Origin of the sequence: Desulfosudis oleivorans Hxd3 (assembly GCF_000018405.1) — a bacterium.
Classification (GTDB): Bacteria; Desulfobacterota; Desulfobacteria; order Desulfobacterales; family Desulfosudaceae; genus Desulfosudis; species Desulfosudis oleivorans.
Window position 1 is genome coordinate 504,220 of the sequence record NC_009943.1, and the last position, 23,087, is coordinate 527,306.

Below are 23,087 nucleotides of genomic sequence, written 5' to 3' on the forward strand. Positions count from 1 at the left end.
TTGTCAATGTATGTCCGGCCCGGGGCCGGCAAGGCCCGGAACCGGAGGGGCTTGCGGTGTGCCGGCCACCGGCCAGAGAAAAAACTCGGCCAGGGGTTTAAACCCCACGCCCACGGCCCCGTCGTTGAAATAGAGGACCCATGCGTAATCCGGGTTGTAGGCGCTGGTGGTGGCCGACCAGTAGAAGGGCTGGACCCTTTCCCTTTGGTCATCTGTGGCCACTGCCGGGGAGTGCCGGTCCATGTGAACCAGGCTTTCCATCTCGATGATGTGGGGCACGCGCCAGTCGCTTCGGCCAAAGGCGTGGTCCCGGTTCATCTGCTCCACAGCATCAAAGGTGGAGGGCCAGTCCGAAAGCGCGGCCGGGCAGAGGGAAGGTTTGAGCCAGGACAGCCGGGTCAGGGTATCATAAAAGGTGTCGCCCTGGTCGGTAAACCGGGGGAGTGCGGTGCGGCCGGAACCAAAAGCGCCGTCCTGTCCGGTGCCGTCGCAGTCTGTCACCTTTCCGGATCGGGTGTAACAGCGCTGCTGGCCGGTGGCCAGCAGGCGGCCCGGTGTCTCCGGCGGCAGGCGCACCGGCCACACCATGTAGGAGCCGTGTTTCATTCCCTTGAACACCCGGGCCCCGCCCATATGCACGTACCAGGCCTGGTCCGGCAGGCGGTGGCAGGTGGTGGCGGTCCAGTAGTAGCCATGAAACACGTTTTCAAAAAAATGGCCGACAGGCAGGCTGGGGTTGATGGTGTCGTGGCTGGCCAGGCTGAACAGCTCGCGCCGGTTGGGCAGCTTCCAGTCGGTGTGGCCCCCGTACGCGGCGCGGTTCAGGTCGGCCACAAAATCCAGGGCCTCCTGCCAGGTCAGGGGAAATTCGGACAGGGCCGCGTCTTTTGTCCAGGCCAGGCCGGTGGCCGTGTCTGAAACGACAAGGTCATTCTGAAGAATGAATCGCGCCATAGTCTACTTTAACCGAATCCGGTCGCTTTTGATGCCCCAGACAAAGAGCTTGATCCAGTCAAACCCGAAAAGCATCAGCTCGGTGTCGCTGGCCCGCAGCTTCTGCAGGGTCGCGGATTTGACCTTGTAGCGTTTGAGAAACCCGCTGTTAAAGACAAAGTCCCGAAAGGCGTCCATGTTGTAAGCGGCCATAAAGGCCATTTTTGCCGCAGGGCCGTAAGGGCCGGCCGCGCCCCAGGGGTCGGCGGAAAACAGGGCCTTGACCTCGGCCCAGAGCCGGGTCATGCGCACGTAGGTTTCGGCCTGCTGGTCGGCGATCCACTGGGCCGGGGACAGGGGCCGGTCTTCGTGGCGGCCCAGGCAGAACTCCGGGGGCCTGAACAAATAGAGAATCTCCGGTTTGGCCTCGCCGTCGGGCATGATCACGCCCTGCTCCATGGGAAAGAGGCGGCAGGAGTAGGAGCGGTCTTCGTACACCGCGCACCCGGTATCCGTAAGAAACGGGCAGGTCTTTTCCGCATTGTCGGCCATGGAGAGCAGCACATCCGGAAAAAAGTTGTCCGGCCGCATCACCACATCCACGTAACGTTCGATAAAGTCGCCGGCCGTGATGTTTAAAGCCTTTTTCAGCCGCAGCACGTCATAGGGGTAGAGAAAGAGGTTGAGGTTGCGGCAGCACTGATTAAAACAGGCAAGGCCGTCATGGCAGGCAAAATTGAAGGTGTCGGATTCGGAGAGCCGCTTTCCGGGCAGGGCGTCGATCCGGTCCGGGGCCACGGGTTTCATCGGGCGCCTCCGGCGTGGGACAGGTCAGCGGGCAGGTCGGTGGAAAGCATCTGGGCAATGGTCATCTTTACTTTTTCGTTCCGGCCTGTGGCCTGGCGCACCGCCTGCTCCAGTTGGGCCAGCTCGCTGTAAAACGGGGTCCGGTCAAAGGGAAGATAGGCTGTACCGGTGCACCGGGTTTCAAACACCTCGCACCCGCTGCCCTTAAATGGGGTCCGGCCCGGATAGTGAATTTCGTAAGGAATGCCGTGAAGCCGGCAGATCATCAGCCGGTGGCCGTGCATGGCGCACAGGCCGTTTTCATTGAGCGGGCAGAGCACGCGGGGCTTTTGCCCGGCAGCCTTTGCCGCGTCCACCTGGTTCCGCGCGTCAAGGGCTTTTGCCACAACGGCCCGCCGTTTTTCTTCGGAAAGGCGGGCCAGCCCTTCCATGAGATAAAAGTATTCAATGCTGGTGTGATTATAAAAAACCGTGTAGCAGCAGTTGTCCGCGCAGTCTGCGCAGTCAAACCCGTAGCGGCCGGCCGTGGCGTTGTAGGCCGCGTCCATGCGGGCGTAAAGGTCGGCCAGCCGGTCAAAAAAGGGCTGTAATTTATCGGATTCAGACATGCATCGGCCCCGGATAGATAATGGGTGTGGGGAAAAAAAGCTTGGAGTAGAGGGCCAGGGCGTATTCGTCGGTGATGCTGGCGATAAAGTCGCACACCACCCGGTCGGTGTCGTCCGTGTCCATGCAGTTGCCCATCTCCATTTTTTTAAGTTCAGCCTCCAGCATGTCGGTATGCTTGTAGAAAAACTCGTACAGCTCGGTGAGAATGCGGTTGGCCTTTTCAAACTCGGCATGCACCTTGGGAGATCGGTACACATGGTCGTACAGAAAATGGCGCAGTTCGGTCATGGCCTCAAACACCGGGTCGCTGATGCGCAGCCGCAGCAGGCCGTCTTCGGAGCTGCTGGAGTAGACCACGTCCCGGATCATGGTGGTGGCCCGTTCAGAGTGGTTTTTGCCCAGCACCTTCACGCATTTTTCCGGAATGTGAGATCGCTCGATCACATTGCACCGCAGGGCGTCGTCCAGGTCGTGGTTCAGGTAGGCCATGATGTCGGCCACCCGCACGATGCGGCCTTCCACGGTGATTGCCATCTCGCTGGGGTCGTCGTCCAGAATGTTGCCGTATCCCTTGGAGTGCTTGAGAATACCGTCCCGCACTTCAAAGGTGAGGTTCAAGCCTTTACCGTTGTTTTCCAGCTTCTCCACCACCCGCAGGCTCTGTTCGTTGTGGGCGAAACCGGCGGGAGATATCTTTCGCAGCACGGTCTCCCCGCTGTGGCCAAAGGGCGTGTGGCCCAGGTCGTGGCCCAGGGCCACGGCCTCGGCCAGGTCTTCGTTGAGCCGCATGGCCCGGGCCAGGGTGCGGGATATCTGGGCCACCTCCAGGGTGTGGGTCAGCCGGGTGCGGTACTGGTCTCCCAGGGGCGACAGAAACACCTGGGTTTTGTGCTTCAACCGCCGAAAAGCGTTAGAATAAACAATCCGCTCCCGGTCCAGCTGGAACTCGGTGCGGATGGCGCCCTCCGGCTCCTCGTGGTCCCGGCCCCGAAGGTTGGAACTCAGGCATCCATAAGGAGATATAAAGGTTTTTTCCCGCTCTTCAAAATCTGAACGAATCGACATTCTTTTTTCTCCGTACCGCCGGCCCTGTCTGTGCCGCTGATTTTTGAATTTTCATTTTTTCCACAGGGTAGAGAGAATGTAAAGATTAATTTGAGAAGGGTTCAAGGATTCAAGGGGTCAAGGGGCCGGGGAAACGCGGTCAAGCCGTGTAATGACGCTTTTCTAACGTCATCGCCCGGCCTCTCGTCACCACCCGGCCCCCGGATCGTCATCGCCCAGCCCCCGGATCGTCATCGCCCAGCTTGACTGGGCGATCCAGACCAGGATTGATTCCATTCCGCATTAATAAGGAAACAGGTCAATTTTACACTGGATTGCCGCACTGGGGTGCGGCGCTCCCGGGTGTGCCCGTGGCGCGGCCAAGCCGCTGGGCCGGTTCTTTTGGCACTTTTCTTTCCGCCAGGAAAAGTACACGGATAAGCGCTTTGAATCGGCCCGGTTTTCTGGTATAAACCACTGATTTGATGAAACGGCGGGGTACGGTGCGTCATGGCCGGCCCATTGAACAACCAACAGGAGAAGTTATGCATAAATTACTTGCCAAGGAACCGGGAAAAGAGATGCTGCTCTTGGGCAACGAGGCCCTGGCCCGGGGCGCCCTGGAGGCGGGTGTGGGGTTTGCCTCCACCTATCCGGGAACGCCATCCTCGGAGCTGTCGCTCAATTTTTTCCAGATCTCCCGGGAGACCGACCTCTATTTTGAATACAGCACCAACGAAAAGGTGGCCCTGGAAGTGGCGGCCGCTGCCGCCAACTGCGGGGTGCGCAGCATGTGCGTGATGAAGCACGTGGGCGTGAACGTGGCGGCCGACGCCCTGATGACCCTGGCCTATGTGGGCGTCAAGGCCGGCATGGTGCTGTTGTCCGCCGACGATCCCCACATGTTTTCCAGCCAGAACGAGCAGGACAACCGCTATTACGGCAAGCTTTCCGGCCTGCCCGTGGTCGAGCCCTCCTCCGTGGCCGAGGCAAAAGAGATGGCCGTTTACGCCTTTGAAGTCTCCGAGGCCCTGGGCGAGCCGGTGATCCTGCGCACCACCACCCGGGTCAACCATTCATCGGCCAAGGTGGCGCTGGGCAGCCTTCCTGAAAAGGTCAAAACCGAGGGCCAATTTGAAAAGGACCCGTTTAATTACGTTACCGTGCCGGCGGTTTCCAGAAAGCTTCATGTCCGGCTGCTGGAACGTCTGAAAAAGGCCGCCGACCTGTCCAATACATCGCCTTACAATATTCGCACCGGCAAGGGCCGATATGGCATCATTTGTAACGGGGTGAGTTATTTTTACGTTACCGACGCGTTAAAGGCCCTGGGCCGGGAGAGCGATTTTTCCGTGCTGCGCGTCGGGTTTTCCAACCCCATGCCCGACGCCCTGGTCAAGGCGTTTCTGGCCGACTGCGACAGGGTGCTGGTGGCCGAAGAGGGTGAGCCCTTCATGGAAGAGGCGGTCAAGGCCATGGCCGCCGAGGAAAAGCGGTGCATTGATATCGCGGGCAAGCGGGAAGACCTGTTTTCCCGGCTCTCCGAGTTTGATCCCCAGCTGGTGGCCCGCTGCATTGCCCGCTATTTTGATATTCCTTACACACCGCCGACGCCGGCGGATATGTCCGGCGTGCCCGAGATTCCCCAGAGGCCCCCCAACCTGTGCGCGGGCTGCTCCCACCGGGCCACCTTTTACGCGGTAAAAAAAGCCGCGGAAGGGTATGACACGATCTTTCCCACGGACATCGGGTGCTACACCCTGGGGTTTCTGCCGCCGCTCTCCATGGGCGATTTTCTGATCTGCATGGGATCTTCCGTGGGCACGGCCTGCGGGTTTTCCCGGGCATCGAACCAGAAGGTGGTGGCCTTTATCGGGGATTCCACCTTTTTCCATTCCGGCATTCCGGCCCTGATCAACGGGGTGTTCAACAACCACGACTTTACCCTGGTGATCCTGGACAACGGCACCACCGCCATGACCGGGCACCAGCCACACCCCGGCGTGGACATGGACGAGCTCAATTTTTCCGGTTTTCAGCGGGTCTCCATCGAGGCACTGGTCAAAGGCGCCGGCGTTCAGCACGTGTCAGTGATCCGGCCCTACAACCTGAAAAAAAGTATTGAGGCGATTCGGGAGGCCATTGAATTCAAGGGCGTTTCCGTGGTCATTGCACGGGAAGAGTGCGTGCTCAAGGCCAAAAGCCTCAAGCGGGGAAGCGCCCGGGTTTTTTACGTGAGCGACCGGTGCAAAAACCACCGGGACTGCATCAACACCCTGGCCTGCCCGGCTTTTTACGTGGCGGACGGCCGGGTGCAAATCAACCCCAATCTGTGCGCCGGGTGCGCGGTGTGCGTTCAGGTGTGCCCGGAGAAGGCCATTGTGCCGGTAAAACAGGATCAGAAGTAAGGGTTCAAACGGATTTTAAGAAGACCGGAATATATAACACGCAAGGCGGATGAATATGCAAGATTCCAAACGACTGATACTGGTGGCGGTGGGGGGCCAGGGCAACCTGCTGGCCTCCAAGGTGTTGACCGAAGCGTGCCTGCTGTCCGGCGTGCCGGTGCGCATGAGCGAGGTGCACGGCATGGCCCAGCGGGGCGGAGTGGTGGAGTCGGCCCTGGTGTTCGGCGATGCCGAAAGCACGATCATTTCCGACGGATGCGCCGACGTGCTGGTGGGGTTTGAACCCTCCGAGGCCCTGCGGGCCCTGGGCCGGTGCAACGCGAACACCGTGGCCATCATCAATACCGCGCCCATGCCGCCCTTTACCGTGGCCATCGGCAAAGGGGTTTACCCGGAGGTGGACACCATCAAATCCCTGCTGGCCGCCAAAACATCACGGCTGGTGGCCCTGGACGCCAATGCCCTTGCCGCCGAGGCCGGCAGTTCCCTGGCAGTGAACATGGTGCTGCTGGGCGCCCTGATTCAGGCCGGCATCCTGCCCCTGTCCGCCGAAACCGTGAAACAGGCCATTGCCGCCACCGTCAAAAAGGCGTTTGTGGAGATCAACTGCAAGGCTTTTGATATGGGCTACGAAGCCGCCTCAATGGCTGCGTAAAACGCCCAATCTCTGCGTTGCGCTGCGCCTCTCGTCATGTCACGTACTATCAGTACGCTCCATTCCTCGAGACTTGCGCGCCTTGCCCTTTAGCGTTTTAGAAAGTCATCCCCGACCATATTCCTTCGGCCTGTTTGTAGTGACGCCGTAAGGCGTTCTACCGCCGGCCGCACAAGATGCCCTTACGGGCACACTACAAACCCATCCCACCCAGGGCGTCCAGTTTGTAAATCTCATACAGAAGTAAGAGGTGGTAACAAATTGTAACCACCTTAACAATTTAAAAGTTTTCCCGGTCAACCCAAATGCCTTCGCAAAACAGGCCGCCCCCCGCTTGACAGCATGGTACCAGAGTAGTATCATGCAACATGCCAAGAAAAATACGCCAACTAATCAAAGACCTTGAAAATGCCGGATTTGTTAATCGGGGCGGAAAGGGCAGCCATCGGAATTTCTTACATGAAAAGGGAATTGCCGTCACAATCTCAGGTCAACCTGGCGATGATGTAAAACCCTATCAGGAGAAAATTGTTAAGCAGAAGATTGAGGAGGCTAAATCATGAAAGATAGAGACCGTTATTTAAAAATTGTCGAGTGGTCAGATGAAGATAAATGCTATGTCGGTTCCGTGCCAGGATGGATCGGGAAGTGTTGCCACGGAGACAACGAAGAAAAAGTGTATCGTCAACTCTGCCGTATCGTTGATGAATGGATTGACATATATAAAAAAGACGGCCAGCCTTTGCCTCCATCTATAAGTGATAAACAGTATTCCGGCAAGTTTCAATTGCGTACGGGGTGTGAGCTTCACAAGGCTTTAGCAATAAAAGCCCTACAGACCGGTAACAGCCTTAATAATTATTGTATTAATGTTTTGCGAAAAGAAGTAGCGCCGTCTGAAAAAACCATGGACTGACCACGCTTTGCGGGATTCAGGCAGCATGCCCGCTTTTTGCCGGAAAAACCGCTTGCGCTCGGCTGCGCCGCAAAGGGCGGGATCGTTATTATGGCGGCAGACCTGTTTGTAGTGACGCCGTAAGGCGTTCTACAGCCGGCCGCGCACCCCCGGGAGCGCCGCACCCCAGTGCGGCAAATCAAACGGCCGGTTGCCACGGGCTGACCACTACCGTATCCCTCATTACCCTGCTTGCCTGTCGGGCCGCATAAAATTGCTTGACATCATAAGTATAAAACATAATGTGCAGTTATGAGAATTACATTATCCATACCAGATGAAGTGGCCCACCGATTCCAGGCGGCAATACCTGCCCGTCAGCGATCTGGCCTTGTTACACGTTTATTGGAGCAGGAATTAAAGAAACGTGATAACTCGCTGGCAGCTGCTTGCCGGGCAGCCAATCGTGACAAAGCCTTGGAGCAAGAGATAGACGAGTGGCAGGCATTTGATGGCGGAATCGAGGAATGACCGAGCCCACTATCATGAGGGGAGACTCTGGTGGGTGAGTCTGGACCCGACGCAGGGTTCCGGGATTAAAAAAACGCGTCCCTGTGTTGTCCTTTCACACAACACCATAAACCGATTTCGCCGGACGGTTGTTGTGGTTCCTCTTTCCACCGCTGCAAAATCACATCCACCCATCACGGTTCCGGTGAATTGTCAGGGGGAGCTGCCGTGGCCGTGGTGGATCAGATTCGGGCGGTTGCAAAACACAGGCTCAAAAAGAAAATTGAGTCGCTATCTCTGGCAGAGCTTGACGAGATCTGCCAGGCAGTCGCTACAATCCTTGAGATCAGATAATGTTTTGCGAAAAGAAGTAGCGCCGTCTGAAACAACCATGGACTGACTCAGCAGTTTCACGAATCACCTTGACCGCAGATGCAAGGCCGCGCTCCCGAAGGGTGGAGTACGCCTCCTCTCCAAATCGATATCGCTATCGGGATCGGGATCGGGATCGAAATCGACTCCGGCTGATCTCTTTCCCATGGCTCAACTTTCATGGGTCATTTTTTTTCCCGCCCCCCTCTCTAAAATACGTTATCATGCCAATAACTATTTGGTATTAATTAATTTTTACGATCTAACCCCGAAAGATCGTCCCCGAAGATCCCCCCCGGAAAGATCCATAGGTATATTTTTCCCTGAAAAAAACGAGAAGCGGTATAATCTTCCAATAGGCACAAAATCCCGCAACGAATCAAAGCCCATACAGGCATGATCAGCCAATCAACGAATTGCAATTATTATAATTATTGACATTCGGCCGGCTGGTTCAGTGTTCTTGTCAAAGTTTTCTCCTCAAAATTGTATAAACTGCTTGTCATCTAAATGTTAATACCCTTATTTTATTTAACTTTTAATATATTGACAACCAACTTTCAATTGTATTAAATGCTTCAGGGGATATTTTTTCGGTCGGAAAACAAGAATCACAATAATATTAATGTTAGGTTTATTAAATGATTGATCTATTCCAATCATGAAAAAAAGCCTTGTAATAATATGTGTAATTATATTGTCTTGGGCGTTTATCCCAATAGCCATCGATCACTATAAGATGGGACAATGGAAAAAAGAGTCACTTGAATATACAGACCAGTTCATTGAACTGCTTGCAAAAGAAAAATATGATGAATTGAGAACACTATATAATATTTCAGGTGACAAGTTAGAAGATTTCAAAATCAAATTTGGAAAGATATCAGATTATAAATATGGCTTTACAAATTCATCTAAATCTGGAGTTTCTGGCCAGTTTACCGGGTATTTTATGCATTATATTATTCAATTTCATTCCGAAGAATCTTATCAAGGAACATTTAGCATAAGCATTGATAATAATGGTAATAAGCCCATACCAGGAGAGATTAATTGTTTTACAGTTCGAGGAAGGGACCAAAGCAGAGAAAAAATTTTTCATATATATATGAAAGAAAACAGAAGCTAACAACGCCACTCACCCGGACTCGCAGGGGCGGGCCGCCTTGGTTTTGGCATAGTTTGTTGTTGAACTCACTTTAGCGAAGTCCGTAAACCCAACTCGCCGGTGGTGGCGGACGTTAGCTCCCATACTAAAATGAACTTATGAATAAATATTTGACATCAAGTGCAATCATTGACTGGGATAATCCTAAAGTCATGACGAAAGCAAAGGATCTTGCTCAAGGTGTTGATAGTTCGTTGGAAATTGCAAAAAAATGTTTTATCTATGTCCGTGATGAAATACAGCATAGCAACGATTACCAACTAAATCCTGTTACATGCAAAGCTTCAGATGTACTCGAACACAAAACAGGATTTTGCTACGCCAAAAGCCATCTATTGGCCGCTTTGCTCAGAGCGAATGGAATCCCAGCAGGACTCTGTTATCAGCGGCTTGCCGTTGAGAATGATAAGCCACCATTCTGCTTACATGGCCTTAATGCTGTATATTTACCAGATTTCGGATGGTATCGCATTGATGCAAGAGGCAATAAAGAAGGCGTCTTTACAGAATTCATACCCCCCGTAGAAAAACTTGCTTTTCAAATTGTTAATGAGGGTGAGGCAGATTTTCAAGAAATATGGTCAGACCCACTACCTGAAATCAAGAAAGTTCTGGAATCATCAAACTCCTTTCAGGAAGTAGCTGACAATTTACCTGATATTGAAATTATTAAGAGTTAACAACGAAGCTCAAGGGGACAGTCAGGGCATTCGGGTTTTGAATAATCGGGGGAAATTGAACAACCAAAATCTTTAACCAAGTCGGTGGAAGCCCTGGCTGCCATTGGCTTCGGACGTTCCGGCGGCGCTGGGCGCCGCCGGAACGTCCGAGATGAGAGAATAAGGAGATATCTAAAAATGAAACTATCACAAGCCCTAATCATTATCCTTCTGGTCGCTAATTTAATAGCAACAATCTGGTTTGGTATTAACAAAGAGCCCGGTGGAGAGGTTAGCCAAATCGCAAAAGCTGCTCATCATGAACTTCCACCCGTTGTGTCATCGGAAGTCCGGAATGAAATATTTGAAACTTTTTTTCAATATTTTAATGCTGCCGATTATGACTCCCTTTACAATATGTTTGGGCCGGTTGCTAAAGCTGAGGTGCTGAAAGAGGCGAGTGTAAAAGAGTTTAAAAGGATGGTTGATTATTTTCACTCAATAGAAAGTGGTGTTTATATCTATTCTGAACTTCTAGGATCGCGGGGGAATACCAATATTTATACGATGTATTATTCAGTTAATTTGTCTGAAAAAAGTGAATTCGGCACAAAAGGTACGCTAAAGGTAACCATAGCCGTACAAGGAAACGAATACCAGATATATGGTATTCGTTTAAATGCAGAGAGCGCCGCTCAATAAGTCAGCCCAAAAGGATAGCTAGGACACTCGTTTCTGAACCTTCGAAGGAAACTGAATAATAAGCATTTTTAAGCGAGTCGGTGACAGTCTTGGCTGCTTTTGGTTGCGGGCGGTCAGAGTATTTCCGCAGCCCAATCAATTACAGAAAACCGAAATGACCCCGTTTCTGGCGTTGACGTGCTGAATGGTGACCTGGATGGTGTCTTTGGGTTTCAGGAGCGCTGAGGGGGGCATGGGAAGCCGGCACTCGGTCAGGTAGTCGGGCAGCAGGATGGAATACTCGTTTTTAAACCGGTCCAGCACAATGGCGTTCACGCGCTGTCCTGTTTTTGTCTCCAGGTGTTTGAATACCCAGTAGCGGTGGCGGGCCTGCTGAATTTTGCCCACGTAGGAGAGGGGCTGCTGCAGCATCTGCATCAGGTGCTGCAACTGGTCTTCGGTGTAAGGTGTTTCAAGGCCCAGGGCCGCCCGCACCTGGCGCTGGGTAATCAGGTCCGCGTATTTCCGGATCGGGGAGGTGGCCGAGGTGTAAAGGTCCACGCCCAGGCCGCAGTGGCGCTCCGGCTTTGTGTCGACCACCACCCGGGCCACCATTTTCCGCTGCACCCAGTTCTGAAACAGGGTCTCGCCGGTGGTCCCTTTTTTAAAAAGCCGGGTTTTGGGCTCGGGCTGAGACCGGAAGATGGCGGGCAGGCCGTGCTCCTTTAAAAACCGGGCCATAACGGTGTTGGCCAGAATCATCATCTCTTCTATCAGGATGCGGGAGGGGCTCTCCCGGTCGCCCTTTGCCAGCACCACCGCCCGGTTGTCGTCAAACTGAACGTAGAGTTCGGGAATCTCGATGAGCAGGGCCCCGTCGCGGACCCTTTTTTCACGCAACCTCACGGCGATCCGGGAAAGCCGGCCCAGCCGTTCATCTTTGTCCAGGGAAAGGTTTACCTGGCTGTAGGTCAGGTGGTTCTCCACCCGGATCACAGAGGCAACCACCCGGCACTCCATGACCTCGGCCGAAGAGGAGAGGGTGATCAGCATGGAGATGGCCGGCCGGGGCTTGCCCGCTACCAGGCTGCAAAGGCCTTCGGAGATTTCGGCAGGCAGCATGGGAATTTTTTTGTCCGCCGTGTAGATGGAACTGCCGCGCTTTAAGGCCTCGGCATCCAGGGGGTCTTCCTTTTTTATATAGTGGCCCACGTCGCTGATGTGAATGCCCAGGCGGCAGGCCCCGTTTTCCATGGGTTCCAGGCTGAGCGCGTCGTCAAAATCCAGGGTCTGGCTGCCGTCGATGGTAAACAGGGAAAGCCCGGTCAGGTCGACCCGGTCCGGCCCGGCAGAGGGGATGCCGGCAGTGGCTACCAGCTTTTCGGATGCCTTTGTGACGTCGTCGGGCCAGGACACCGGCACCCGGTGCCGAAGCAGGTCGATGTTTTCGTGCTCGTCCCATACCCCCAGCCTGACCAGAAGGGAAAAGAGCGTGTCCGGCGAAAGATTGCCCGCCCCGCCAAGAATCTCCCTGGCAAGGGCCGGTTCTTTGGCCTCTTTTTCAAACACGTAGTAGTCGGCCAGCACATCCACCACGGCCCGGGCCGTTTCATCCATGGGCGGCGGGGTGCCGGCGCCGGCTTTTTTGAGCCATTCCGCGCCTTCATGGATCATTGCCCGCTGCCGGGCCTCTTTGTCCCGCCGCACGCAAATGGCGTGAATCTGTTCTTCCGTGTGGGGGTAGAACCGGTTGTGGTCGAACTTGAAGTAGAGCCGGTCATCAAAAATCGCCCGCACCACCGCGGCTTCATGGTCCGGTGTGACCGGGCCGGAAAAACAGAGCCCGGTCATGGAAGCAAGATCAATCCACTGATCCTCGTCTTTGAGCAGGTCCCAGACCTCTTTAATATCGACGCGTTCCGCCAGCTCACTCCGTTTGTGGGCCGTGGCCTTTAGCTGGTCCACCAGGGCCTGCCGGCCGACCGACGGGTTGAGCCGTCCCCCGGCGTACGAGGCCCGGCGCAAGGGCAGCTTTACTTCGCGGCCGTTTTCCGTGAGCAGGCGAAGGTGGCTGGTCCCGGTCCCGGAGGTTTCCGTGGCCACGGCGCAGATCATTTTCTGGCTGTCGATAAAGTCGATGATGGTGCCTTTTTCCATAACCGTGCAAGTTAACAGTGTGCCGGTATAAAGTCAATGGCGACGGGGCCTTAAAACCCCGAATAACCGCCGATTCAGGGAAACGGGAGGCCGGTTCAGGACCGGCCTCCCGCATGTTATTTTTCTTGACAGATGGCGGCCGTTTGGCTATACAACTCGTTTAAACTAAATTTTAAAGGGAGTTATGCACGCCCATGACCGGTCTTGACAAACGGATTGCCGGCAAGAAAAAAGAGATTCTGGGTGCCTGGTTTGAGCGGGTTTCCGAAACCTACCAGGACCAGACCCGGTCGTTCTTAAACAAGGGGGGGGACCGGTTTGCCAATCCCGTGGCCGGTATTGTGTCGGAAAGCCTTGAAAAGACACTGGAGGGCCTTCTGAGCGGCGCTGGTATTGAGGTTTTGTCCCAGTGCATGGACCCGCTGATCCGGGTTCGGGCCGTACAGGGGTTGTCTCCTTCAGCCAGTCTCGCGTTTGTCTTTTCGCTGAAATCGATTTTGCGGGACCTGTTGCATATTCAGGGGCCGGAAGCGGATCAGATGGCCCTGATGGATAAACGAATAGACGGGCTGGCCCTGATCTGCTTTGACAAGTTTATGGAGTGCCGGGAAAAGATTTATGAGCTGAAGGCCTGCGAAGTGCGCAACAGGACCTTCAAGGCCTTTGAGCGGGCCGGGCTGATTGTGGACCCTGAAGCAGCGGAACCCCGGGCCTGAAACGTGCTGGAAAAATATTCTGTAAAGATATTAATGTCATCACACAGAGAGGTAGGGTAGATGAATGTAAGTTACCTGTTTGCATTTGTGGCGGTTGTCGTGCTGATCCTGCTTGCATGGGCCGGTGTGGGCGCATGGGGAATGACCGGCGTGTTCGGCATTCTCGTCCCTTATGCGGCCATGCTCCTGTTTGTCGTGGGATTTGCCAGAAAGATTCTGGACTGGAGCAACTCCTATGTGCCTTTCCGCATTCCCACCACCTGCGGCCAGCAGAAGTCTCTGCCCTGGATCCGGCAGAACAAAATCGACAACCCGAACACCACCGGCGGGGTGATTGTTCGCATGCTGCTGGAAATTTTACTGTTCCGGTCCCTTTTTCGGAACACCAGGGCCAAGTTCAAAGACAATAACCGGCTCTCCTACCGGTGGGAAATCGTTCTGTGGGTGGCGGCCCTGGCCTTTCACTATGCGTTTGCCGTAACCCTGCTGCGCCACATGCGCTTCTTCTTCGAGCCCGTGCCCATGGTGATTCAACTGCTGGAAAGCGCGGACGCCTTTTTCCGGGTGGAGTTTTTCTCCCCCTACTTTGTCATCGGCCTTCCCGGCGTCTATGCCTCGGGCCTGGTGCTGCTGGGCGCCCTTCTTTTACTGCTGGGCCGCCGGATTTTTCTTTCCCAGGTGCGTTATGTCTCCCTGGCCGCGGACTTTTTCCCGCTGTTCCTGATCATCGGTATTGCCGCTTCCGGCATCCTGATGCGCTACTTTGCCAAGGTGGATATCTCCGCCATCAAAACCTTTGCCATGGGACTGGCAACGTTTAAACCGGTACCGCCGGACGGGGTGAGCGCGCTGTTTTATGTCCACCTGTTTCTGGTCAGCGTGCTGGCGGCCTATTTCCCCTTCAGCAAGCTGATGCACGCCGGCGGGGTCTTTCTGTCCCCCACGCGGAACATGGCCAATAACAACCGTGCGGTTCGGCATGTAAACCCATGGAACTATTCCGTTCATACCCATACCTATGACGAATACGAAGATGAGTTCAGAGAAAAGATGATAGAAGCTGGATTACCAGTGGAAAAGGAGCAATAGATGGGAAACGATATCAAACCGGAAGAGCTGTTGGAAAGAACAGATTTCGGCGTACCGGTAACCGGGTGGATGGACACTCCCGTTGAGATACGGGAAGGTATGTACTGCTACGCGTCGAACCCGAAGAGCGTCGAATACGTGGAACTTCCCAACCCCCGGAAGTGGGACCCCCTGGAGGAAGACTGGCACCTTCCGGACAACTGGCAGCAGATTCTGCACGAAGGCATCAAGCAGCGGCTGGAGCGGTTTCGGACTTTTAAAGTTTTCATGGACATCTGTGTCCGTTGCGGGGCCTGCGCCGACAAGTGCCATTTCTACCTGGGCACCGGTGACCCCAAGAACATGCCGGTGCTGCGGGCCGAGCTGCTGCGGTCAGTGTATCGAAACGATTTCACCTCCGCCGGCAAGATCATCAAAAAGGTGTTCGGCAGAAACATCTCCGGCGCACGGGACCTGACCCTGGATGTGTTAAAGGAGTGGTGGTACTACTTCTTCCAGTGCACAGAGTGCCGCCGCTGTTCGGTCTTCTGCCCCTACGGCATCGATACCGCGGAAATCACGATCATGGGCCGGGAGCTGCTCAACCTGCTGGGCCTGAATATCGACTGGATCGCCACACCGGTGGCCAACTGCTACCGCACCGGCAACCACCTGGGTATTCAGCCCCATGCCTTCAAGGACATGATCGATTTTTTTGTCGACGACATTGAGGAGTTCACCGGCATCGCCCTGGATCCGCCCCCGATGAACAAAAAGGGTGCCGACATCCTTTTTATCACGCCGTCGGGCGATGTGTTTGCCGATCCGGGCACCTACACCGCCATGGGCTACCTGATGCTGTTCGACTACCTGAAAAAGGTGTACGGCCTGGATGTCACCTGGAGCACCTACGCTTCCGAGGGCGGCAACTTCGGGTTTTTTACCTCCCACGAGACCATGAAGCGGCTGAACGCGAAAATGTATGCCGAGGCCCGGCGCCTGGGCGTCAAGTGGATTCTCGGCGGCGAGTGCGGTCACATGTGGCGGGTGATTCACCAGTACATGGGAACCATGAACGGACCGGCCGACTTTCTGGAGGAACCGGTTAATCCCATCACCGGCACCGTGTTTGAAAATGCCCGGTCCACCAAGATGGTCCACATCGCCGAGTTTACGGCGGACCTGATCAAGCACGGTAAGCTGAACCTCGACAAGTCGCGCAACGACCACCTGAAGGTCACCTACCACGACTCCTGCAACCCCGCCCGGGGCATGGGGCTGCTCGACGAACCCCGGTATGTCATTCAGAATGTGTGTAACCATTTTCACGAGATGCCGGCCAACACCATTCGGGAGCAGACCTTCTGCTGCGGCAGCGGCGCCGGTCTGAACGCCGGTGAGAATATGGAGCTGCGCATGTCGGGCGGTCTGCCCAGGGCCAACGCGGTCAAGTATGTACACGAGACCTTTGGTGTCAATATGCTGTCCTGTATCTGCGCCATCGACCGGGCGGTGTTTCCCGCGCTGATGGAGTACTGGGTGCCTGAAGTGGGCGTCACCGGGCTGCACGAACTGGTGGCCAATGCCCTGGTCTTTCCTGGAGAGCCCAGACGAACCATGGATTTACGCGGAGAACCGCTTTTAGGCATGGAGGATGCTGATGAAGAATAAAGGGTTGATTATTACGGGACTGATTGTCTTTTTTGTGATCGCCACCATCCCGTTCTGGTATAACGTATTTTCCGGCACCAAGGCCAAGACGCCCGAACTGGTGTATACCGACAAGGCCAAGGAGGCCAAGGTTTGCGTTGAATCCACGGACTACATGAAGACCGAACACATGCAGCTTCTGGACCTGTGGCGGGACGCGGTGGTTCGCAAGGCTGAGCGGGCCTACGTGAACAGCAGCGGCAAGACGTTCGACATGAGCCTGACCAACACCTGTCTGGACTGCCACGCCAACAAGGCTGAATTCTGTGACAGATGTCACAATTATTCATCGGTAAGGCCTTACTGCTGGGATTGCCATAACACCAAGGAGAACAACTGATGGAAAGCAACAGAAGAGCATTTCTGAAAATAGCCGGTATCACGGCGGCGGGGATCACCGTGGCTCCGGTCCTGACCCGGTTCACCGCGTCGGCCGAGGACACGGCCCAGAAAGGCGGGGCGCCCTCCGGAAAGACCATGAGCGGCACCGAGGCCCTGACCGCCAGGCACTGGGGCATGGTCATTGATACGCGCCAGTTTACCTCCGCGGCCGACCTGGACCCCCTCATTGAGGCCTGCCACAAGGTCCACAATGTGCCGACCTTTGAAACCGACCTGGAGACCCCGTTTTTTTCAGCGGACAAGAACCGGCACGAGATCAAGTGGCTCTGGGAAGACGAGTTCAAGCACGTGTTTCCGGACGCGGAAAACAAGTACCTGGCCCAGCGCCTGGCGGAGCTGCCTTTTCTGGCCCTGTGCAATCACTGCGAAAATCCGCCCTGTGTTCGGGCATGCCCCACCAAGGCCACTTTTCAACGGGAAGACGGCATCGTGATGATGGATTTTCATCGGTGTATCGGCTGCCGGTTCTGCATGGCCGCCTGCCCCTACGGTTCCCGGAGCTTCAACTTCCGGGATCCCCGGGAGGGGCTGAAGGAAACCAACATCGCTTTTCCCACGCGCATGAAGGGTGTTGTGGAAAAATGCAATTTCTGCGCCGAGCGGCTGGCAAAGGGTCAGCTGCCCGCCTGCGTGGAGGCCTCCAACGGCGCCATCCTGTTCGGTGACCTGGACGATCCCGCCTCCGAGGTGCGACGGGCACTGGAAGAAAACTTCACCATCCGGCGCAAGCCGTCCCTGGGGACAGAGCCTTCCGTTTACTACATCGTTTAACAGATATCGAATGAGGTGATCATGCTTGATACAGCGTTAAAAGGAAACAGACAATACTGGGCACTGATCGGGGTGCTGGCCGGTATCACCGGTGTGGGATTTCTGGTCTACCTGCTCCAGTTCAAGTACGGCCTGGGCATCACCGGCATGAGCCGGGACGTGTCCTGGGGCTTTTACATCGCCCAGTTCACCTTTCTGGTGGGTGTGGCCGCCGGGGGCGTGATGCTGGTGCTGCCCTACTACCTGCACAACTACAAGGTGTTCGGCAAGATAACCATTCTGGGCGAGTTTCTGGCCATATCCGCGGTGTCCATGTGCCTGATGTTTATCATCGCCGACCTTGGTCAGCCCATGCGGGCCTTTAACGTTCTGCTTTATCCCACGCCCAACTCCATGCTCTTCTGGGACATGATCGTGCTCAACGGCTACCTGTTTTTAAACGTGGTGGTGGGGTGGAGCGTTCTGGAAGCGGACCGCAACGGCGTGGCCCCGCCCAAATGGGTCAAACCCCTGATCTACCTTTCGGTGCCCTGGGCCTTTGGTATTCATACCGTCACCGCCTACCTGTACTGCGGCCTGCCGGGCCGCCACTTCTGGCTCACCGCCATTCTGGCCCCCCGGTTTCTGGCCTCGGCTTTTGCCGCCGGACCGGCCCTGATCATCCTGCTGGCCATGGTCATGCGCAAGTTCACCAGGTTTGACGCCGGCAAAGAGGCGATTCAGGGAATCGCCCGCATCGTGACTTACGCCCTGATCGCCAACGTGTTTTTCTTTGCCTGCGAGGTGTTTGTGGCCTTCTACAGCAACATTCCCGGCCACATGGACCATATCAAGTACCTGTTCGTGGGGCTTCACGGCCATGGGGTGCTGGTCCCCTGGATGTGGACCTCCCTGGGCCTGATGCTGCTGGCCATTGTGCTGCTGGTGATTCCCAAAACACGGGCCAACGAGACCTTCCTGGCCTTTTCCTGCATCATCCTGTTTATCGGTATCTGGATCGACAAGGGCCTGGGCATGATCTCCGGCGGGTTTGTTCCCTCGCCCATGCACCATGTCACTGAGTACATTCCCACGGTGCCCGAAATCATCATCACCATCGGCATCTATGGCGCGGGCGCGCTGATTCTTGTGGTGCTTTACAAGATCGCCCTGACCGTCAAGGCCGAAACCGGGGATGCGGCCCATCATTAAAATCAGCCGGTAGCAACCAAAACAAAAAGGGCGCCGATATTCGGCGCCCTTTTTTTGTTTTATCTCTTTTAAAGATCATTGCGCCGCAGCGAAGCAATCTTCAGCGTAACGGCATCAAATACCGGTCTGTAGTTTTACAAAAACAAATCCAAGATCGTAACAGCTCTTTTTTCTAAGATGACCGTTGTGCTTTTCCCAGTCGCCATTTTCCAACTCCCGCTTCAGCAGGTTAAGTCCCTCTTTTATCTCGGATTCATCAGACACTGCAAAGCCGGACATGCCCCTGCGAACCTCAGGATCAAAATAAATTTCCGGTTTGTTCCATCCTGCATGCATGTTGAGATCGGCAAGATCGAAGGGCAGGGGAAAATCGTGGATACTGGCGGTGGCTCCATGGTCCCCGGTAAAGATGGATATGAGCTCCTCAACAGGAGGGAATACATCAAATATTCGGTTGTAGATACCCGGAAAATAGTCCTTGAACCAGAACGATGCGCCTCTTCTGGGATCAATCGTGAATAAGACCATGGGGCCATTGCCGCATACACGCCACATCTCAAGTGAGGCAGCGTCTATATCAGGGAAATGATGAATCGCAAGAGTGGAAACAAGGCCGTCCACAGAGCCGTCTGCCAAGGGAATAGACTCGGCGGACCCAGTAACCCATTCAACATGCGGATGTGGAATGGACTGTTCCCGCATAACCGGTGACGGTTCGACCGCCTTCATTTTATAACCCAAGGACGCAAGCGCATTCGTGTAGTTTCCAGTACCGGCCCCGACATCAACAATGCTCGACCCCTTCTGCAATCCAAGCAAGTCTTTCAGAGCGGCAGTGATTCGGGTATCCGCATTCCGGTACGCGTTGTATTTTGTTCCGATGGTGTCGTATGCAGAAACCTTTTTCATCCTGGCCCGAATATTTCATGCGTTGGTTTGGTCGCAGATGCTGCCAGGGCGACTTGCTTCGCGCAATGTCTTTTACCCGGATTTATCGGAGGGTCTTATCAAAAAGCCACTAGTGTTTGGGCGGTGGCACAAACACCTCCCGTTGACCGGTCCGCTCCAGGGCCAGGGCGTCAGCCGGGCAGTGATAGGCGCACACGCCGCACCCGATGCAACGGGAGTCCGAGACATGGGCGATGTCGTCTTTCATTTCAATGGCCTCCATGGGACAGATGTCGGCGCAGGCCTCGCACCCGGTGCAGGTATCGGCATCCACCCGTGCGACATAGGCGGCGTAGGTGATGGTGGGCGAACTGCCCCGGTAGTAGGACTGGAAGGTCTCACAGCAGCACTTGCAGCAGTTGCAGATGGCCATTTCGTTTCTGCCGGTGTCGTACTTTTCATGAAACGCCTTGTGTACCAGGCCGTCTGCCTCGGCCTTTTCCAGGATCTGTTTGGCCTGGTCCTGAGTGATGGGCTCGGCAAATCCGTAGGTGATGAAAAACTCGGCGGTCTTGCCGAAGAAAAGGCAGTTTTTCCTTTCGTCGGTCACCTTGCACGGCCGGTCGAGAAGGTCCTTCTGGTGGCGGCAGTAGCAGGTGGCCACACCAATGGTATCAAAGCGGTCCACCAGTTTTTTGACGTCCTCGCAGGGCATCACCGTGTCAAAAGCCCTGTCAATGTGCTTTTCCACCGGGACAATGCGGGTCATGGGCGGCATGGCTTTAAACGCCGGCACAATCGCATCGTAGTTGGCCTGGACCATGCCGGCAAGCTCTTCAAACAGGTTTTCAAAGAGCCGGGCCAGGGTTTTCTGCTTTTCCCCGGTCTCCCCCCGCATCATGGTGGTTTCAAAGATACCGGGAATGGGCGGCATGGCCCGGTAGACCATCAGGCCCGAGCCCCGGCTGGCCGTCCCTGAAATCACACCGCTTTTCATCAGGCTGTTGAGCATCTGGTCCAGGTCCGCGTCCGCCATGCCCGATTTTTTCTTGATCTCTTCCCGGTTTAACGGCCGGTCGAGCAGTTGAACAAACCCGGCCTGTTCCGGGGTCATGATGTTTTTCAGAATTTCAAGCAGGGTGTCGTTGACCGGAAAGGGAATGGCTCCGGCCGCGATAACGGCTGATGCCGCGGTTCGGTAGGTCTGGTCGCTCATCGTGGATTCCTCCGCAGTTATGAAGGGTTGATGGTAAAATTGCCCAGGCTGGCCCAGGCGGCTGCCGCAAGATGCCGGGCCGCCTCGGTTACATCGGTTTTGGCATATCCTGTCACATGCATTCTGGCAAACTCCTGGCAGGGTCCCAGCAGCAGGGCGGAAAAAACATCCCTGGGCAGGGGCCGGATCGCACCGGATTCCATATGTTTTGCAAACCAGGCGGACATCTGTTTCACAAATTCAGCGTTGAGCTGTTTCATCCGGTCTTCGGTGTCATCCATATATTCGGCATGCCGTTTCTGGAAGAGAAACCGGGCCCACTCCGGATGGGTCTTCACCCATGTCAGATGGTACTGGACAATGGCAAAAATGCCGCCTTTGGCGGTTGTCTCTTTTGAGAGGGCGTCTATCATACCGGCCTGGTAGTCGCGGACCCCCTCCAGGTAGATGGCCGCCGCCAGCCTGCCCTTGCTTTTGAAGTGGTGATACACGCTGCCGGTGCTGGCCCCTGCTTTTTTGCAGATATCGGCGATGCTGGTGGCGGGAAACCCTTTTTCCGTAAAGCAGGCCAGGGCCGCTTCAATGATCTGGCGCTGCCGCCCACAAGAGGCGGCGTGGATGGTGTTGGGCTTTTTCATGACTAGAATTATATTTTAGAATTTGATTCTAGTCAAGTTTTTTTCGGGACATAAAAACCGGGCCGGGTGAAAATTTTTTGGCGGTCTTTACCACAAAAAAAGGGCGCCGATGTTCGGCGCCCTTTTTGTTTTTATCTGTTTTTATTCCGGTGTGCGGCTATTCGGCGTCGCCCTTTTTTGCTTCCGGCGCGGGGTCGTCTTCCACCACGGGCCGGGGCAGCATGCCTGCTTTCTCAGCTATTTCCGGAACTTTATGCTCCCACTCAATGGCCATAAGGTGGACGCCGGCCACGCCCTTGGTCTCTTTTAATTCCTGAATCTGCTCGCAGGCGATCTTGATACCCTCGTTGGCCACCTCTTTTTTGTCCACGCCCTGAAGCCGCTTGATAATGGCCTCGGGAACGTCCATGCCCGGCACCTTTTTCTGCATGTACCGCGCCATACCGATGCTCTTCATGGGGGTGATGCCGCCAAGGATGTAGATCTTTTCGGTGAGGCCCATGTCGTTGGCCTGGCGGATCCATTCCCGGAACCGTTCCATGTTGAAGATACACTGGGTCTGAACAAAGTCGGCGCCGGCATCGATTTTTTTGGCCAGCCGGTGAACGCGCCATTCATAGGGCTCGGCAAAGGGGTTGGCGGCCGCGCCGATGAACATCTTGGGCGGATGGGAGATGTCGGCACCGCCCTGGAATTTGCCCTCGTCCCGCATGTTCTTGATCATATTGACCAGCTGAATGGAGTCGAGGTCATACACCCCTTTGGCAAACGGGTGGTCACCGAACTGCTGGTGGTCTCCGGAAAGGGCCAGGATGTTGCGGATTCCCAGGGCATAGGCTCCCAGGATATCGGCCTGCATGGCAAGGCGGTTGCGGTCCCGGCACACCATCTGGTAGTTGGGCTCCACTCCCTCTTCCATGACCACAAGGGACGTGGCCCAGGAAGACATGCGCACCACCGCGGTCTGGTTGTCCGTGATGTTGGCCATGTCCACGTTTCCCTTGAGGAACCGGGCCTTTTCCTTGACCTCTTCAACGTCGGTGCCGCGCGGTGGGCCGATTTCACCGGTGAACGCAAAGTGACCGGCACGAAGAATTTTTTCAAGATGACTGCCAGCTTTCATGGTTTTCAACTCCCGTTGGTATATGGATTCTATGTATTAGCCCGGGTTACGCTTCCGTGTCATATGTGTGATACACTCCCTGGCTGCGGCAGATGCGGCGGGTCAGCCGGATCATGTAGGGGATGTCGATGCCCATGGGGCAGTAACAGCGGGTGCACAGCACACACCGTTTCCACACGGTCTCCCGCATCTCCTCCAGGGTCTGCCGGTCCACCTTTCCCTTTTTCTTGTAAATCACGCCCAGGGTGGACAAAAACTTGTAGGACGGCATGTATTTGGGGTCCTGGTTCCTGGCCTGAAACAGAAAGCAGCTCTCCGCGCACATACTGCAGTGGGCGCAGGCCTTAAGGGAAAAGGCAATCTTGGCTTTATCCTTTTCAATAATATCCTGAATGGCTTTCGGATTTACGCCTTTTGTGTTTGCTTTCATCGAATTCTATCTTTCACAAAATTATTAATACCGGCT

Annotated in this window: 25 protein-coding genes; 15 read left to right on the forward strand and 10 right to left on the reverse strand. The window is 55.2% G+C overall.

The features are described from left to right. Positions 1-3: 3 nt before the first annotated feature. The 4 genes from DOLE_RS02205 to DOLE_RS02220 are packed head-to-tail and all read right to left on the reverse strand — an operon-like array spanning position 4 to position 3,414. Positions 4-954 (reverse strand): Lcl C-terminal domain-containing protein, encoded by a 951-nt coding sequence (locus tag DOLE_RS02205; protein ID WP_012173865.1) that lies wholly within the window; start codon positions 952-954, stop codon positions 4-6. 3 nt (positions 955-957) lie between these two features. Then, positions 958-1,740 carry a YkgJ family cysteine cluster protein gene (locus DOLE_RS02210; protein ID WP_012173866.1) on the reverse strand — a complete coding sequence of 261 codons (783 nt, stop codon included), beginning with the start codon at positions 1,738-1,740 and terminating at the stop codon, positions 958-960. Then, positions 1,737-2,348: a hypothetical protein gene (locus DOLE_RS02215; RefSeq protein ID WP_012173867.1), complete on the reverse strand. Its 612-nt coding sequence runs from the start codon at positions 2,346-2,348 to the stop codon at positions 1,737-1,739. Before DOLE_RS02215 ends, DOLE_RS02210 begins: the two co-directional genes overlap by 4 nt. Next, a complete protein-coding gene (locus DOLE_RS02220) occupies positions 2,341-3,414 on the reverse strand; it encodes a deoxyguanosinetriphosphate triphosphohydrolase (RefSeq protein ID WP_012173868.1) in 1,074 nt (357 codons plus the stop codon). The genes DOLE_RS02215 and DOLE_RS02220 overlap by 8 nt, the downstream gene beginning before the upstream one ends. A 524-nt stretch (positions 3,415-3,938) precedes the next feature. On the opposite strand from DOLE_RS02220, the gene iorA reads away from it, so the two are divergent. From iorA to DOLE_RS02255, 9 genes are all read left to right on the forward strand, one after another. After that, on the forward strand, positions 3,939-5,801 hold the full coding sequence (gene iorA, locus DOLE_RS02225; RefSeq protein WP_012173869.1) for an indolepyruvate ferredoxin oxidoreductase subunit alpha: 1,863 nt from the start codon (positions 3,939-3,941) through the stop codon (positions 5,799-5,801). 49 nt (positions 5,802-5,850) lie between these two features. Beyond that, the gene (locus tag DOLE_RS02230) at positions 5,851-6,456 is read left to right on the forward strand and encodes an indolepyruvate oxidoreductase subunit beta (RefSeq protein WP_012173870.1); all 606 of its coding nucleotides are present in this window, start codon (positions 5,851-5,853) and stop codon (positions 6,454-6,456) included. Between the two features lie 368 nt (positions 6,457-6,824). Beyond that, positions 6,825-7,019, forward strand: coding sequence for a type II toxin-antitoxin system HicA family toxin (locus tag DOLE_RS02235; RefSeq protein WP_012173871.1), 195 nt, complete (start codon positions 6,825-6,827; stop codon positions 7,017-7,019). Next, on the forward strand, positions 7,016-7,372 hold the full coding sequence (locus DOLE_RS02240; RefSeq protein WP_012173872.1) for a type II toxin-antitoxin system HicB family antitoxin: 357 nt from the start codon (positions 7,016-7,018) through the stop codon (positions 7,370-7,372). The genes DOLE_RS02235 and DOLE_RS02240 overlap by 4 nt, the downstream gene beginning before the upstream one ends. Before the next feature lie 291 nt (positions 7,373-7,663). After that, on the forward strand, positions 7,664-7,882 hold the full coding sequence (locus tag DOLE_RS17815; RefSeq protein WP_012173873.1) for a hypothetical protein: 219 nt from the start codon (positions 7,664-7,666) through the stop codon (positions 7,880-7,882). Continuing rightward, positions 7,863-8,261 carry a type II toxin-antitoxin system PemK/MazF family toxin gene (locus DOLE_RS18740; RefSeq protein ID WP_083766501.1) on the forward strand — a complete coding sequence of 133 codons (399 nt, stop codon included), beginning with the start codon at positions 7,863-7,865 and terminating at the stop codon, positions 8,259-8,261. The genes DOLE_RS17815 and DOLE_RS18740 overlap by 20 nt, the downstream gene beginning before the upstream one ends. 633 nt (positions 8,262-8,894) lie before the next feature. Next, positions 8,895-9,362, forward strand: coding sequence for a hypothetical protein (locus DOLE_RS02245; RefSeq protein WP_041280306.1), 468 nt, complete (start codon positions 8,895-8,897; stop codon positions 9,360-9,362). A 137-nt stretch (positions 9,363-9,499) separates the two neighbouring features. Continuing rightward, on the forward strand, positions 9,500-10,081 hold the full coding sequence (locus DOLE_RS02250) for a transglutaminase-like domain-containing protein (protein WP_012173875.1): 582 nt from the start codon (positions 9,500-9,502) through the stop codon (positions 10,079-10,081). A gap of 177 nt (positions 10,082-10,258) precedes the next feature. Then, entirely contained in the window at positions 10,259-10,762 is a 504-nt protein-coding gene (locus DOLE_RS02255; protein ID WP_153304337.1) for a hypothetical protein, read from the forward strand. Between the two features lie 135 nt (positions 10,763-10,897). On the opposite strand, the gene DOLE_RS02260 is transcribed toward DOLE_RS02255, so the two are convergent. Further along, a complete protein-coding gene (locus DOLE_RS02260) occupies positions 10,898-12,898 on the reverse strand; it encodes a ribonuclease catalytic domain-containing protein (protein WP_012173877.1) in 2,001 nt (666 codons plus the stop codon). Between the two features lie 194 nt (positions 12,899-13,092). On the opposite strand from DOLE_RS02260, the gene DOLE_RS02265 reads away from it, so the two are divergent. Genes DOLE_RS02265 through dsrP form a run of 6 tightly spaced genes read left to right on the forward strand, consistent with a single transcriptional unit; the run spans position 13,093 to position 18,756 of the window. Continuing rightward, a complete protein-coding gene (locus DOLE_RS02265) occupies positions 13,093-13,614 on the forward strand; it encodes an RsbRD N-terminal domain-containing protein (RefSeq protein WP_012173878.1) in 522 nt (173 codons plus the stop codon). Positions 13,615-13,674: 60 nt separating this feature from the next. Then, a complete protein-coding gene (gene dsrM / locus DOLE_RS02270; RefSeq protein ID WP_012173879.1) occupies positions 13,675-14,703 on the forward strand; it encodes a sulfate reduction electron transfer complex DsrMKJOP subunit DsrM in 1,029 nt (342 codons plus the stop codon). Beyond that, complete coding sequence (gene dsrK, locus DOLE_RS02275; protein WP_012173880.1) at positions 14,704-16,353, forward strand: sulfate reduction electron transfer complex DsrMKJOP subunit DsrK; 1,650 nt, start codon at positions 14,704-14,706, stop codon at positions 16,351-16,353. After that, complete coding sequence (dsrJ, locus tag DOLE_RS02280; RefSeq protein WP_012173881.1) at positions 16,343-16,732, forward strand: sulfate reduction electron transfer complex DsrMKJOP subunit DsrJ; 390 nt, start codon at positions 16,343-16,345, stop codon at positions 16,730-16,732. The genes dsrK and dsrJ overlap by 11 nt, the downstream gene beginning before the upstream one ends. Beyond that, entirely contained in the window at positions 16,732-17,565 is an 834-nt protein-coding gene (gene dsrO, locus DOLE_RS02285; protein WP_012173882.1) for a sulfate reduction electron transfer complex DsrMKJOP subunit DsrO, read from the forward strand. The genes dsrJ and dsrO overlap by 1 nt, the downstream gene beginning before the upstream one ends. 21 nt (positions 17,566-17,586) lie before the next feature. Then, complete coding sequence (gene dsrP / locus DOLE_RS02290) at positions 17,587-18,756, forward strand: sulfate reduction electron transfer complex DsrMKJOP subunit DsrP (protein ID WP_012173883.1); 1,170 nt, start codon at positions 17,587-17,589, stop codon at positions 18,754-18,756. A 114-nt stretch (positions 18,757-18,870) separates the two neighbouring features. On the opposite strand, the gene DOLE_RS02295 is transcribed toward dsrP, so the two are convergent. The 5 genes from DOLE_RS02295 to DOLE_RS02315 all read right to left on the reverse strand — a co-directional run bounded on the left by DOLE_RS02295 (position 18,871) and on the right by DOLE_RS02315 (position 23,051). Continuing rightward, entirely contained in the window at positions 18,871-19,665 is a 795-nt protein-coding gene (locus DOLE_RS02295; protein ID WP_012173884.1) for a class I SAM-dependent methyltransferase, read from the reverse strand. 109 nt (positions 19,666-19,774) lie between these two features. Next, positions 19,775-20,860: an ATP-binding protein gene (locus DOLE_RS02300; protein WP_012173885.1), complete on the reverse strand. Its 1,086-nt coding sequence runs from the start codon at positions 20,858-20,860 to the stop codon at positions 19,775-19,777. Positions 20,861-20,877: 17 nt separating this feature from the next. Continuing rightward, on the reverse strand, positions 20,878-21,498 hold the full coding sequence (locus DOLE_RS02305) for a TetR/AcrR family transcriptional regulator (RefSeq protein WP_012173886.1): 621 nt from the start codon (positions 21,496-21,498) through the stop codon (positions 20,878-20,880). A 157-nt stretch (positions 21,499-21,655) separates the two neighbouring features. Then, positions 21,656-22,621, reverse strand: a complete 966-nt coding sequence (locus DOLE_RS02310) for a methylenetetrahydrofolate reductase (RefSeq protein WP_012173887.1) — start codon at positions 22,619-22,621, stop codon at positions 21,656-21,658. A 46-nt stretch (positions 22,622-22,667) separates the two neighbouring features. Beyond that, on the reverse strand, positions 22,668-23,051 hold the full coding sequence (locus DOLE_RS02315; RefSeq protein WP_012173888.1) for a (Fe-S)-binding protein: 384 nt from the start codon (positions 23,049-23,051) through the stop codon (positions 22,668-22,670). Positions 23,052-23,087: the final 36 nt, after the last annotated feature.